Genomic DNA, 12605 nt, shown 5'->3' with positions numbered 1-12605 from the left:
CTCAGTTACGACAACCGCCTTCCTGTGTTCTCAAAACGTTCTTCTGAGAGGCATATCATGTTTATGGTCTCAAACGCCAAGGGGACGAGGGGCTTTGGAGGAAGATTTTTTCAAAACAGATGGTCTGATTTATTTCGGAGGGAGGGAGAGACCTCCGGGGCGCTTTAGTTTCCACACATAGGCGATGATGGTCGCGACGACTTTAAAATGTTCGGCCGGAATTTCGCTTTCAAGCGGGAGGGTGAAGAGGGCGCGGGCCAGTGGCGGGTTGGGCACAATCGGCACACGGTTCTTCTGTGCGATTTCCCTGATTTTGGCGGCGACGTCATCCATGCCTTTGGCAACGATTTTTGGTGCCCCGCCTATGCCTTTTTCGTAAACGAGAGCGACTGCGTAATGCGTTGGATTGGTAACGACGACGGTAGCTGTCTTGACGGCTGCCATCATGCGTTGTCTGGCGGCTTTGGCGCGCAGGGCCTTCTGGCGGCCTTTGACATGGGGGTCGCCTTCCGTGTTCCGATACTCGTCCTTGAGGTCCTCGCGGCTCATTTTCAGTTTGGACATATGGCGAAAGCGCATCCAGAAAATATCGAAGCCCGCGATCAGCAGTTGTGCGCCGATCATGGAGGCGGCAGCACTGAAACCGAGATCCGTCATCATTTTCAGGAGGGGGCCGGGTTCCAGCCCGACCATTCGTGACGCGGTTGGAATGGCGTTTTTACTAATGTGCCAAAGAACCGCGGCGAAGATGGCGAATTTTGCGAGAGCCTTGAACGTGTCCGGCAGGGTTCCGCCGCCCGCGATGCGCTTGAAGCCAGCGAGGGGAGAGACCCGTTCGAATTTTGGTAACAATGAACCGGGGTGGATGAGGAAACCTGTTTGCAGAAATCCGGCAGCGAGGCAGAGGGCAGCAACGGTGGCAGCCATTGGCACGGCCAGAGACAGGCCCGCTTCAATGGCGTGATCTGTACTGTTCAGCAAACCGCCCTGCGCCATCGGGACGGTGCCTGCATTGGCCATGAGGGCCTTCATGCTGTGGACGAAATCCGTCACGAGATGGGGCAGGATCATGAAGATCCCCGCAAATCCTCCCAGAAGAGCCATAAAACTCATGGCCTCGCGGGACATGACGATCTGGCCGTCCTCGCGCGCTTTCTGAAGGCGCTGGGCTGACGGGGCTTCTGTTTTGTCGTCGGAATCAGCCATGGTTCAGAGACCCGGAAGAGCCCGGAGGACGTCGAAGGCCTGTCCCTGCCAGATGGCGATCATGGTGCGGAGGGTGAGGCCGAGAAGGGCGATGCCGCCCAGAAGTTGCAGGGGGCTGGCGGCGTTGTAGATCTGTAGCGTCGGCAGCAGGCGCGTCATGATGCCCAGCATGCCCTGCCAGACGAGGGACAGGATCAGGAAAGGGGCGCTGAGTTCTAGTCCCAGAGCGAAGCTGTGCTCTGTGAGCTGGATGATGCCCTGTGCGGAGTCGTCCAGCAGGTTCCCGTGTGCATGTGTATTGGCAAGGAGAAGCGTGCCACCGGGAGGAATGAGGGTATAGCTGCCGAGGATGGCGCGGATGGGCAGAATATAGGCCCCCGTTACGAGCAGTACGAGCGGCGCCAGCAGGTTGAGGAAACGGGCGGGAGCGGAACTGCCGGAGCCCAGATCCGGATCGGGCTGAAGGACGCTGGAAATTCCCATGCAGACTGCGATGATCTGACCGGCAATTGGCAGGGCCATGCAGATCAGTCGGGCCATCCAGCCGATCAGAACCCCCGCGAAAAGTTCGACGGCAATCATACCGCACAGGCCGATGGGCGCGAGGGCGTCCAGATGTGTCTGCATGAGTAAGGGGGCGACGAGCGGAAGGAGCAGGACCGTCAGCGTGATGGCGCATCCGGCGCGGACCATCATCGGCATGGACTGTTCGCCAACGCCCGGCATGAGCATGACGACCCCGCCAGTACGGGAGAGAACCAGTACGAAGGCGAGGGCCCAGACGCTCAGAACCGGGCCGCTGAGATCAAGACCCTGAAGCGCTATAGGGGCTGCTGTATCGACAAGACCCATGTTCACAGGACGGTTTCTTTGAGCGCACGCATGTCAGTCAAATCCGGGTCTGAAGGGCGGCAAGCTCAGGTCGTGCCGACAAGAATGAGCTGATCGAAAAGGTGCCGGGCAAAGCCGATGAGGGTCGCGGTCATGAAGGACCCTGCCATCACCATGACGGCCCCGATGGCGAGAACCTTTGGAACAAAGGACAGCGTGGCTTCGTTGAGTTGGGTCACGGCCTGTATGAGGGAGACCAGAAGACCAACGCCGAGTGCGGTCAGCAGGGCAGGGGCGCTCAGTTTGAGAGCAACAATGAACGTCTGCTCAAGAATGGCACCGAGATCGATGGCTTGCATGGTCAGATCGTCATTTTCATCACGTCCTGATACGCCTGCACCATGCGGTCACGGATCACAGTCGTGGTCTGCAGGGCAAGCTGCGCGTTTGAAATGGCGGTGACGATCTGGGTCATGTCGCCACCGCCTGTGAGGCCCTGAGCGGCCTTGGCTTCAGCATCATGACCGCTGTCGATCACGCTGTTGACGGACTGGGACAGGACAGACCCAAAATCTGTGCCCGAACTGCTGCTGCCTGTTGCGGAGGCACTCTGAATGCCGTCTGCGATATCGTCCGTAACGCTTTCGAGGCGGCTCTGGAGGCTCTGGACGGCGTAGGCGTTATGGGCGTGGGAAAGGGAGGTGAGCATCTGGGTTACTTCAGCAGGTCGAGCGTGCGGGACAGCATGGTCCGGCTGCTCTGCATGGCGTTCAGGTTGGCTTCGTAAGAGCGCTCGGCTTCGCGCATGTCCATCATCTCGGTCATGGAATCCACGTTGGAAACCTTGACGTAGCCGCGCTCGTCGGCGGCGGGATGGGACGGGTCGTAACGGGTGTCGAAATCCGACATGTCCTGACCGACATTCTGGATGCCGACGGTCGAGGCACCGCTTTCGTTGTCCACCTGTTCGGCAAAGGTGATGGTTTTGCGACGATAGGGATCAGCGCCCGGCTGGGAGCCGGTCGTATCCTGGTTAGCGAGGTTTTCCGCAACAATACGCAGGCGCTGGGACTGTGCGTCCATGCCGCTTGCGGAAATACCAATGGTGGTGGACAGGTTCATCCGTCAGCGTCCTTTATTTGCCGAGCGCTGTCTGGAACATGCTCAGATATTTGGAATAGACGTTTACAGCGAGGTGCTGCTGGTCGTTCACATCCGCGACCTGTTCCATCTGCTGGTCCAGAGAGATCTGGTTTCCGTCCAGAGACTGTTCCGACGACGTTTCAATGACGTGCGCGCCGGAGGCGGTGTATCCGATATGATTGGGCTGCGTGACGGTGGGTGTGATGTCGAATTCGCCCAGAGCGGCTTCGAACGGGGAGACGTCTTTGGCCTGATAGTCCGGTGTGTCAGAATTGGCGATGTTGCCAGCCAGCACCTGCTGACGGGCCTGAAGCCAGTTCATGCGGTCACGGCCCAGAGAAAAGAGATCGGTGCCGCCTGCGCTTGTTGAGTCGATGTTACGCATCGCGACAGTCTCCGTCATGCAGGAACCGGGAAAATGCCGGCGAGGGGCATGATGGCGTGAAATCTTTAATAAATGGTTGCCTGAGCCGCAGATTCGGGAGTGGGCGACCGATATGCATCGCCTGTTTTGGGGAGTGCCGTCCGCCGCCTGCGTGAAATTCGTCGTCAATTAAGCGGTCATTAACCGATCTTGGGCATCATGCTGGGGAATGAGGATGACTGACCTATGACCCTGCATGAATGTGCGAACGCGATTGCCGCGTTGATTTTCATTGTTGTGCTGATTTTCTGTAGCCGGCCCCTGTTGCGGTTTCTGGAGCAGAAAAAGAGCGGTGCGCGGGGTGGGCAGGCTGGGTTGTCGCTGGTGGGGCAGATGGCGCTCGACCGGACGCGGCGTCTTTCGGTTGTGCGGTATGGCACGCGGGAAATTCTGGTTCTGACGGGGGGCAATCAGGACATCCTGATGGACTGGACGGAGCGGGAGACGTTTGCCTCGGCGCTGGATGACTCCGCTGTGGAGGACGTGGCATGAGGCAGGCTCTGATGCGGTTTGGAGCCTTTTTGCCGTTTGTGATGCTGCTGACGTGTGTGTGTGTGCCGTCTCTGGCGCATGCGCAGGCCGTGAGCATTGATCTGGGGCAGAACGGAGCGAACGGGGGGGCTGGGACGACCAGTCGTCTGGTGCAGCTTACGGCGCTGATTACGGTTCTCTCTCTGGCGCCGAGCCTGCTGGTGATGATTACGGCGTTTACACGGATCGTGATTGTTCTGTCGCTGTTGCGCAGTGCGCTTGGCGCGCAGGGAACGCCGCCCAATACGGTTTTGATCGGGCTGTCGCTGTTTCTGACGCTGTTCGTGATGCAGCCGACGCTTCAGAAGTCGTGGGATGCCGGGATCGAGCCGATGATGGCGGGGCGTGTTGGGGAAATGGAGGGGCTGACGGCTGCGGCCCAGCCGTTTCATGACTTCATGGCGGTGACGGCGCGGCCTGCGGATGTGGCGACGTTCCTCAATATTGCGCATGAAAAGCCGCCTGCGAAGATTGGCGATACGCCTTGGCGTGTGTTGGTGCCGGCCTTCATGATCGGGGAGTTGCGGCGCGGTTTTGAGATGGGATTTCTGCTCTATCTGCCGTTTCTGGTCATCGATCTGGTGGTGTCCAGCGTGTTGATGAGCCTTGGCATGATGATGCTGCCGCCGAGTACCGTGTCGCTTCCGTTCAAGCTGATCTTTTTCGTGGTTGTTGACGGATGGTCACTGGTGGCGGGAAGTCTGGTGCGAAGTTTTACCGGATAGGGTCCAGAGATGAAAAAGCCCCGCCGTTTCACAAAACGGCGGGGCTTTTTTGTTAGTGGGTGCTGTCGTTTGTCGTGCCTGCCGCAAGGCCTGCGGCGCGGGGATCGGTGACGCCGCGGCACGAATCGTCGCCGTGGCAGACAATCGCGTTGATGCGACCGGCGCCTTCATGGGGGATCGGGGCGTCATGGGCGGCGGCGCGGGCTGCGTCTCCGACGGCATCCGCGGCTTCATTCTGCCCCGAAGCGGCGATGACGGCACGCAGACTGCGCTGGTCACGCAGGATTGCAGCGGAGAGCAGGGGCTGTGGTGTGCGAGCCGGGGAAGCGCTGAGGACAACGCCGGTGCTGCCAGCGATACGACCTGTTCCGAACAGGTTATTTTCACTCAGGGCGCAGGCGACCGCCATGCCCGAATGGTCCGTCACGACGAAGGACGTCGAAGCCGGAAGGGACGGCAGGCTGCCGTTGCCGGAACGGCCGCTGTCGAGGGCTGCCTGAGCGGCGGCGAGGGTCGTGTTACCCGAGGCGCGCCATGCGGCGACAGCGCCCTGTGCGGAGGCGCCCGTCGTGTATCGGATTGCCGCGCCGAGGCCGCCATCGGCGGGCGGGGCGAGGAACGCGGCGTTTATGCCGCCCTGATGGGTCGTCAGGGCGTCCGTCTGGACGGGGAGGGTCTGTCGCATGTCGTCGTCGTTCAGGCCGCCGCCCGCTTTCTGGGCGGCAGTGACGTAAACGTCGGCGAGGGCGCCGTTATAGAGGTCGCCGACGCCTGCGACGCGGATGCGCTCTAAGAAGCCTGCGAGGCGGGGCTGGGCTAGACTGTCGCCGGCGGCGAGCGTGTTGGCTTCGCCGCGTCCGAAAATCGTGCGCGCACTTTCATCCGCGAGAAGGGCCGTGCGGACAGCAGCCAGATCGGTCGCCAGAGCGCGGCTAACGGTGATGCCGCTGCTGGCGAGATTCAGGGCCGGGGCGATCAGATCGTTGAACTCCACCGTCCCGTAATGGAGCTGCATCAGATACAGGCCACGGAAGCTGGCAGGTGTGCCGGCCGGGCGGTCGGCGCCTTTGCTGGTGCCGGGGCGGGGCAGGAAGGAAATGGACTGCGCCGCTTCGCCGGGGCGGCTGATCAGGCACGCTCCGCCGCCGCCATAGGAAGCGCGGGAGGGCAGGGTAACGCCGAGGGCGAGGGCCGTGGCGGTTGCGGCATCGGCGGCGTTGCCGCCGCGGGCCAGCACGTCATGGCCGACCAGCGCGGCCTGGGGCTCGTCGGCGACGACCGTGCCGATGCTGCCGCCTGCGGGGGCGGCTGTTTCGTTGATGCCCACGAGGTGGGAGCCCGGGATCCACGAGCAGGCGCCCAGAAGGAGGCCCGAGGCCACCGAGGCCATCAGTGAGGCCGGGAGACGGGACGCGATGCGACGGGTCTGTGTGGCGTCCGGGGTGGAAATCTGGTGCTGACGATGCGCCACCTGGCGTTTCTCCAATGTCTGGTCACGACTGTCCGGCCTCGTGGCCTTTGCGGAGGACGGGCGCGGGCAGACGGGTCTGCGCCGTGGGTCCGGTTCCGGCTCTTGTTCCCTCATAACGGTTATCTGCTGTTTGTGGGAGGGGCGAGTTGGTGTCTTCTCTTTGCGGTGGACGTTCTTTATGGCGTATGGATCAGACGTCCTGTTTTTCTTTCAGCTGATCCGGAGCTTTCCATTGAAACACCATCTGCTTGCCACGGCGTCTGCTGTTGTTGCCGGAATGGCCTTTCTTGTGGGCGGACAGGCTCTGGCGGCTCCGGCCACGTCTTTCACGCCAGCCCAGCGCGCCGAGATTGTCGGCATCATGCGCGACGCATTGCAGAATGACCCAAGCATCCTGACGGATGCTATTCGCTCGATCCGTGAAAAGGCTGAGGAGCAGAAGCAGGATTCGACGCTTGCAGCTGTGAAGGCGCATCAGTCCGAGCTTCAGAGCGCACCTGACTTTGCCATTCGTGGCAATCCGCATGGGAAGGTCACGGTTGTGGAGTTCTACGATCCGCGCTGTTCGTACTGCCGCTCCATGATGGGCGAGGTGGACCGTTTCCTGAGCCGTCATCCAGACGTGCGGCTTGTTGAGAAAGTCGTGCCGGTTCTGGGAAGCAACAGCGTTCTGGACACGCGGGCCATTTTCGCGGCCAGTGCGCAGGGCAAATATGACGTCATGCGCAAGGCGCTGATGGAAGATACCAGCAAGCCCAGCATGGAGCGGATCGTTGCTCTGGCGCAGGCCAATGGTCTGGATGCGAAGAAGCTGACGGCGGATATGAGCTCGCCCCAAACCGTGGCGCTGATCACGACCAATCTGGATCAGGGACGCGCGGTTGGTCTGGATGGGACGCCGACCTTCATTTTTGGCACGGCGGCTGTCGCGCCGGGAGCGCTTGAAGCAGATCAGATGGATGCTTTTCTGGAGCGTGCGCGTAAAGCCTGAGGATCGGGGTGTTAGAGAGCGTTCTGAAAAACTGAAAACGGCTGGTATTGTCGGGGTTCGCGGAGGAAGATTTCGTGAACGTTAAAGGAACTCGCGTGGAACCGGTTTCCCGGGGCTTGGCATGCGCGTGTTTGCCGTTATGGTTTTCCGGTTTTCATGAGACGGCGTTCTTCTGATCCAGAGATGTCGTTTCGGACCTTTGACGTGCTCCACTGGTATGATGGTGTATGACAGACGACAGACAACCCAGTGCGGGGAGCAGCACTGGCGGTGGACGAGGATCCGGGGCTTCTGACACGGCTGAGTGTCAGGATGGAGCCCATGCTGAAGAGCCTGACGGGCAGGGCGCTGGGAGAATGCACCTGAAAGGGTGGTTCCGGCGATCGCTGTTCATGCGATGGGCCGTCTTTCGTGTTTTCAATCGCAGTCGCACCTCCGATGTGAGGAAATTTCTGTTTTTCCAGGCGACGCAGGTTCCGGCGTATTTTCAGACTTCGTTCAACCGGGGACAGTTGCGAGCCCTGAGACTGCTTCTTCCGCTTCATCTTCTGGCGCAGGCGATCAGTGCGCCAGTGGTGGCGCTCGGTGTCTGGTCGTCGAGCCGCTGGTTGGCTCTCCTGCTGCTTGTGGGGATTGAAGGCACCCTGCTGCTTTGGTTTTCCCGGGTTCAGCCAAACGTCAGAGGCATGAGGAGCTTTGCGGACTACGTGTCGATCCGACGAGCGTTGCGGGTGTTGAACGGGGTTCTGGGGCTTGTCTGGTTCGTTTTCATCATTCTGGTTTTTCGACTGCGTTGTGAAGACATCCATCTGCTGACGCTTGGTGTGGGCTTCGGGCTGATGGCGCCACTTCTGCTCTGTGCGCCGGTGAGCGGAGCAGTCGAAGCCATGATGGTGCCGATCATTGCAGGGGTTTACGGGGCGCTGCTTGAAGGGTGCTTTGATTGGTCTCTTCTGTTTACGGCATCGTTTTTTCTCATGGCTACGGTCTGCGGACTATTTGTTCTGGGGATCAGCCGACTGGTGGGTATTCTGCTGTGGCGGATGCAGATGGCGTGTCTGAAGCAGCGTGAACAGGCGGATATCCTGTCTCTGCTCACGCGTCAGTCTGCGGCGCCGACTGGACGCTGGCTGTGGGAGACAGATGAAGCGGGCGTTCTGCGCAACCCCTCGGCTGGGCTTTGTCGTATCCTGGGACGGGATGAAACGCAGATTGCGGGCCGGACTTTGGGTAGTCTTTTGGAGATTCCAGTGTCGGGCGCCGAGCCATCGGGGGCGATTTCTCCAGAACGGCATCTGGCGCATTGCCTGACGCATCGACTGGCGTTTCGGGAACTGGTTGTTCGAGCTGTGGCCGTGCCAGACGCACGATGGTGGATGTTGACAGGAGAACCGGTCTTTCGGGAGGGAGTGTTTCGGGGATATCTGGGGGTGGGCGCGGATGTAACGGCTCTCCAGCGTGTGCGGGAGCGGCATTTTCATCGCGTGCGGCATGATGCACTGACCCGGCTGCCGAACCGGCTGGCCTGTCAGGAGCATCTTCAGAAAAGCCTTCTGGAGACGATGCGTGGCGCACAGGCGTTCGTGGTCGTTCTTATCTCGCTGGATGTCTCCAGTCTCGGGCGGCGGCGTGTGGTGACGACGGACGAGGGAGCGGAGATTCTTCAGAAGAGTCTGCCGCGTCTGAATGCCTGTCTTGCCCGAAATGTGCCCAAAGATCTGAACGGAACGGATGGCTGTTTTGTGGCGCGGTACGGCGTGATGGATCTGGCGGTTGTGACGGGAATTCCGGTCGAACGGAAGCGTCATTTCATGGAGACTCTGGCTCTGGAGATCCTGTCAGCGTTGAGTGGGCCTGTGAGTGTGGCTGAAGATGTGGCCGGGGATGTCATCGATGTGGAGCCTGCGATTGGCATGGCGGTCTCGACGACCGGTGACGGTGAGGTTTTGGTGGAGGCCGTCGAGACGGCTCTGCGGGATGCGCGGGGCGAGCGTGTCGGACGCTACAGCATTTTCGATCCGTGCGAGGAAATGGCGGGCAGTCGTCAGCAACGACTGTTTCGGGATGTGCGACAGGCTTTGGAGCAAAAAGCGTTTGTGTTGGTGTATCAGCCGATCGTGAATGCCCAGACCGGATTGGTGATCGGGTTTGAGGCGCTGTCCCGATGGAAGGGGGCAGCGCACAAACATCTGTCGATCGAAAAGGTTATCGATACGATTGTCGAGACTGGGAGCGGGCTGGAGTTCGATTTCTGGGTTCTGGAGACAGCATGTCGGGTAGCGCGGCGCTGGCCGGTTCCATTATGGATTTCGGTCAATATGACGGCGACGCATTTTTCCCTTCCCGATATTGCAGGGCGTATTTTCCAGGTTTTGGCGAATACAGGGCTGGAGGCGCACCGGTTGCAGATCGAAGTGACGGAGACGCAGGCGCTTGAGGTCGGACCCCGTGTGCACCATGCTTTTCGCGAACTGGAGGCCTGGGGCGTACGCATTGCGCTGGATGATTTCGGCAAGGGATTTTCGACGCTGATGTATCTGCGGCAGTTTCCGTTTTCCAAGATCAAGCTGGATGCGGCCTTTATTCAGGACATGTTGCAGGATGCGCGCAGTGCGGCGGTGGTGCGGAATGTGATTGCGCTGGGGCGGGATCTAGGCGTCGCGGTGACGGCAGAGGGCGTGTCATCGCCGGAGCATTGCCGCCATTTGCAGGAGCAGGGCTGTACGGAAGTTCAGGGGTTCTATCTGGGGCGCCCGGTTCCGGAGGAAGACGTGCCGCTCTTCTGGGGGCGTCGGGTGGCGGACCTGTCCTGAAAGATATGTGGAGACTGTGGATGGGAACGGCAGCATGAACCGGTTTGGAAATGGGCAGGTGGCGGTCATGGGGATTGTGAACGTCACGCCGGATTCTTTTTCTGACGGGGGACGCTTTTTTCGGCCTGAAGCAGCTCTGGCCCATGGTCGGACGCTCGTGGCGGACGGGGCGGACCTGCTGGATGTGGGGGCTGAGTCCACGCGGCCGGGTTTCGTGCCGGTTGCGGCGGAAGAAGAATGGGCGCGTCTTGCACCGGTCGTGGGGCAGTTGGTCGAGGACGGGGTGACCGTTTCGGTGGATACGACCAAGGCGTTTGTCGCGAAAAGGGCGCTCGAAGTCGGTGTCGCGGTCATCAACGATGTCTGGGGATTGCAGGCGGACCCGGACATGGCCTCGGTGGTGGCGGATTCGGACGCGACGGTGGTTGTGATGCATAACCGTCATGACGTGGACGAGGCGCTGGATCTGCGCGCGGACTGGCGGCGTTTCTTCGATCGGTCGCTGGAACTGGCGGAAAAGGCCGGGATTATGCGCGACCGGATCGTGCTGGACCCGGGTGTAGGGTTCGGCAAGACGCAGGCGCAGAATGTGGAGGCCGTGGCGCGACTGGGCGATCTGCGGGCCGAGTATGGGCTGCCGGTTCTGCTAGGGGTGTCGCGCAAATCCATGTTCGGGCATTTTCTGGGGTGTGTGGCGTCCGAGCGGTTGGCGGGAACGCTGGCGACCCATTTGTATGGGGTGGAGCAGGGCGCTGCGATCCTGAGGGTGCATGACGTGCGCGAGCATGTGGATGCGTTGAAAATTCGCCAGATTCTGAAGGATGTCCGATGATTGTGCCTGCCCTGACGTCCGTTTTCGTGCGGGATCTGTGTCTGTTTGGCTATCATGGCGTGCTGCCTGAAGAGACGCGGATTGGGCAGCGTTTCGTGGTGGATATCGAGATCCGTGCGGACCTGTCGGATGCGATTGCGGGCGATGATTACGAACAGGCCGTCTGTTACGGGACGCTATGCGATATCGCGTCGGACATCGTGACTGGAAAGCCGCTTCAGCTCATCGAGACGGTCGCCGGGCGGATTGCGGAAGCGGTCTTGGCACGGCTTGAGCGTGTGGAGTGGGTTCGGGTTGAAGTCCGTAAACCGTCCGCGCCGGTGCCGTATGTGGTGTCGGGGACGGCTGTGCTAGTGGAACAAGCCCGGGTTCACGAGGTTGCGCTCTCGCTGGGCAGTAATCTTGGAGAGAGGGAGGCTGTTCTAGCGGCGGCAGTGGATCGGCTGTCGCTTGTGGACGGGCTGGAGATCGTGAAGGTGTCGTCGCTGTATGACAGTGCGCCTTGGGGCGGGGTAGAGCAGCCGACGTTTGTGAATCTCTGTGTGACCGGACGGACGACTCTGGCGCCTCATGCGCTTCTGCGGGAGTGCAAGGCGATCGAGACGGAGCTGGGACGTGTGCCGGGCGTGCGCTGGGGCGCGCGGGCCGTGGATATTGATGTTCTTTATTATGGCGCGCGGGATGTTCGGGACCGGGTTCTGAGGCTGCCGCATGCCTGTCTGTTCGAGCGGGCTTTCGTGCTGGAACCGCTGGCGGAAATTGATCCAGATCATGTCATTAGTGGACGTCGCGTGCGCGACGCGCTAGCAGTCCTGCCGCGGAGCCCGGGGGATGTGACCCGGCGCGTCCCTGATGGCACGGGCCGTCGGGGCATAGAGGAGCCTGAACCCGCATGACCAACCTGAACGCCACGACCGTAGCCACTGCATCGGCCTATCTGTCGGACAATCAGGAGAGCCTCTCGTCCGAGGAGCGTCGTCCGATGGGAGCGTTGCCGCTGCCTGCGGATGCGGAAGTGCGGATTGCGGGGGCTGTGCGGGAAATTCTTGAGGCGCTGGGTGAAAACCCGGATCGCGAGGGGCTGCTCGATACGCCACAGCGTGTTGCGAAGATGTATCTGGAAGTGTTCAGCGGGCTGCATCAGGACCCGCGGGATCATCTGAAGACGCAGTTCTCGGCGGACCGGCATCATGGTGCGGTGATCGTCAAGGATATCCGCTTCCATTCGATGTGTGAGCATCATCTTCTGCCGGTTTATGGCAAGGCGCATGTGGCTTACCTCCCGGCAGGTGGCCGTCTGACGGGCCTGAGCAAGATTGCGCGGCTGGTGGAAGGGTTTGCGCGTCGGCCGCAGCTTCAGGAGCGTCTGACGGATCAGATCGCGCAGGGCATGGAAGATGTTCTGGCGCCGGAAGCCGTGCTGGTCGTGATTGAAGCCGAGCATATGTGCATGAGCATGCGCGGTGTGCGTTCGCCCGGTTCCACGACCGTGACGTCCATCGCACGCGGAAGCTGGCAGCACGACAATGCGGCCCGGATGGAGATTATGTCGCTTCTGCGCGGGTAATCCGCGCCGGGCGTTTCGGGGCAATCTGAAAAACGGATGATTCTTCAGGGCTTTTGAAGCCTGCGTTTCTG

Annotated in this window: 14 protein-coding genes; 7 read left to right on the top strand and 7 right to left on the bottom strand. The window is 60.8% G+C overall.

The window, feature by feature from the left end; all coding sequences use genetic code 11:
- Positions 1–129: 129 nt before the first annotated feature.
- The 6 genes from GKO01_RS05735 to GKO01_RS05710 all read right to left on the bottom strand — a co-directional run bounded on the left by GKO01_RS05735 (position 130) and on the right by GKO01_RS05710 (position 3565).
- Positions 130–1206, bottom strand: coding sequence for an EscU/YscU/HrcU family type III secretion system export apparatus switch protein (locus GKO01_RS05735; protein ID WP_099286192.1), 1077 nt, complete (start codon positions 1204–1206; stop codon positions 130–132).
- 3 nt (positions 1207–1209) lie between these two features.
- Entirely contained in the window at positions 1210–2058 is an 849-nt protein-coding gene (locus GKO01_RS05730; RefSeq protein WP_099286191.1) for a flagellar biosynthetic protein FliR, read from the bottom strand.
- Between the two features lie 65 nt (positions 2059–2123).
- The gene (locus tag GKO01_RS05725; RefSeq protein ID WP_099286190.1) at positions 2124–2396 is read right to left on the bottom strand and encodes a flagellar biosynthetic protein FliQ; all 273 of its coding nucleotides are present in this window, start codon (positions 2394–2396) and stop codon (positions 2124–2126) included.
- 2 nt (positions 2397–2398) lie between these two features.
- A complete protein-coding gene (gene fliE / locus GKO01_RS05720) occupies positions 2399–2746 on the bottom strand; it encodes a flagellar hook-basal body complex protein FliE (RefSeq protein WP_099286189.1) in 348 nt (115 codons plus the stop codon).
- Between the two features lie 5 nt (positions 2747–2751).
- A complete protein-coding gene (flgC, locus tag GKO01_RS05715) occupies positions 2752–3159 on the bottom strand; it encodes a flagellar basal body rod protein FlgC (RefSeq protein WP_099286188.1) in 408 nt (135 codons plus the stop codon).
- A gap of 13 nt (positions 3160–3172) precedes the next feature.
- A complete protein-coding gene (locus GKO01_RS05710; RefSeq protein WP_099286187.1) occupies positions 3173–3565 on the bottom strand; it encodes a flagellar basal body rod protein FlgB in 393 nt (130 codons plus the stop codon).
- 225 nt (positions 3566–3790) lie between these two features.
- Between GKO01_RS05710 and GKO01_RS05705 the strand changes: the two genes are divergently transcribed.
- Positions 3791–4096: a flagellar biosynthetic protein FliO gene (locus GKO01_RS05705; protein ID WP_099286186.1), complete on the top strand. Its 306-nt coding sequence runs from the start codon at positions 3791–3793 to the stop codon at positions 4094–4096.
- A gap of 41 nt (positions 4097–4137) precedes the next feature.
- On the top strand, positions 4138–4860 hold the full coding sequence (gene fliP / locus GKO01_RS05700) for a flagellar type III secretion system pore protein FliP (protein ID WP_373319086.1): 723 nt from the start codon (positions 4138–4140) through the stop codon (positions 4858–4860).
- 52 nt (positions 4861–4912) lie between these two features.
- On the opposite strand, the gene GKO01_RS05695 is transcribed toward fliP, so the two are convergent.
- Entirely contained in the window at positions 4913–6331 is a 1419-nt protein-coding gene (locus GKO01_RS05695; protein WP_099286329.1) for a gamma-glutamyltransferase, read from the bottom strand.
- Between the two features lie 232 nt (positions 6332–6563).
- Between GKO01_RS05695 and GKO01_RS05690 the strand changes: the two genes are divergently transcribed.
- The 5 genes from GKO01_RS05690 (at position 6564) to folE (ending at position 12534) form a co-directional block, all read left to right on the top strand.
- Complete coding sequence (locus GKO01_RS05690; protein WP_244901343.1) at positions 6564–7322, top strand: DsbA family protein; 759 nt, start codon at positions 6564–6566, stop codon at positions 7320–7322.
- Positions 7323–7834: 512 nt separating this feature from the next.
- The gene (locus tag GKO01_RS05685; protein ID WP_167383437.1) at positions 7835–10135 is read left to right on the top strand and encodes a putative bifunctional diguanylate cyclase/phosphodiesterase; all 2301 of its coding nucleotides are present in this window, start codon (positions 7835–7837) and stop codon (positions 10133–10135) included.
- 34 nt (positions 10136–10169) lie between these two features.
- Positions 10170–10967, top strand: a complete 798-nt coding sequence (gene folP / locus GKO01_RS05680) for a dihydropteroate synthase (RefSeq protein ID WP_099286328.1) — start codon at positions 10170–10172, stop codon at positions 10965–10967.
- A complete protein-coding gene (gene folK, locus GKO01_RS05675; protein WP_099286183.1) occupies positions 10964–11863 on the top strand; it encodes a 2-amino-4-hydroxy-6-hydroxymethyldihydropteridine diphosphokinase in 900 nt (299 codons plus the stop codon). The genes folP and folK overlap by 4 nt, the downstream gene beginning before the upstream one ends.
- A complete protein-coding gene (gene folE, locus GKO01_RS05670; protein ID WP_244901342.1) occupies positions 11860–12534 on the top strand; it encodes a GTP cyclohydrolase I FolE in 675 nt (224 codons plus the stop codon). The genes folK and folE overlap by 4 nt, the downstream gene beginning before the upstream one ends.
- The last annotated feature ends 71 nt before the right edge of the window (positions 12535–12605 follow it).

Origin of the sequence: Gluconobacter kondonii, assembly GCF_002723995.1 — a bacterium.
Lineage (GTDB): Bacteria > Pseudomonadota > Alphaproteobacteria > Acetobacterales > Acetobacteraceae > Gluconobacter > Gluconobacter kondonii.
This window is presented reverse-complemented; position numbering and strand designations above follow the sequence as displayed.

Bases quoted from the DNA above. Each gene is read 5' to 3' on its own strand.
- GKO01_RS05710 (WP_099286187.1), bottom strand. From the start codon at position 3,565: ATGCGTAACATCGACTCAACAAGCGCAGGCGGCACCGATCTCTTTTCT.
- flgC (WP_099286188.1), bottom strand. From the start codon at position 3,159: ATGAACCTGTCCACCACCATTGGTATTTCCGCAAGCGGCATGGACGCA.
- fliP (WP_373319086.1), top strand. From the start codon at position 4,138: ATGCTGCTGACGTGTGTGTGTGTGCCGTCTCTGGCGCATGCGCAGGCC.
- folK (WP_099286183.1), top strand. From the start codon at position 10,964: ATGATTGTGCCTGCCCTGACGTCCGTTTTCGTGCGGGATCTGTGTCTG.
- GKO01_RS05730 (WP_099286191.1), bottom strand. From the start codon at position 2,058: ATGGGTCTTGTCGATACAGCAGCCCCTATAGCGCTTCAGGGTCTTGAT.
- folE (WP_244901342.1), top strand. From the start codon at position 11,860: ATGACCAACCTGAACGCCACGACCGTAGCCACTGCATCGGCCTATCTG.
- fliE (WP_099286189.1), bottom strand. From the start codon at position 2,746: ATGCTCACCTCCCTTTCCCACGCCCATAACGCCTACGCCGTCCAGAGC.
- GKO01_RS05725 (WP_099286190.1), bottom strand. From the start codon at position 2,396: ATGCAAGCCATCGATCTCGGTGCCATTCTTGAGCAGACGTTCATTGTT.
- GKO01_RS05705 (WP_099286186.1), top strand. From the start codon at position 3,791: ATGACCCTGCATGAATGTGCGAACGCGATTGCCGCGTTGATTTTCATT.
- folP (WP_099286328.1), top strand. From the start codon at position 10,170: ATGAACCGGTTTGGAAATGGGCAGGTGGCGGTCATGGGGATTGTGAAC.
- GKO01_RS05735 (WP_099286192.1), bottom strand. From the start codon at position 1,206: ATGGCTGATTCCGACGACAAAACAGAAGCCCCGTCAGCCCAGCGCCTT.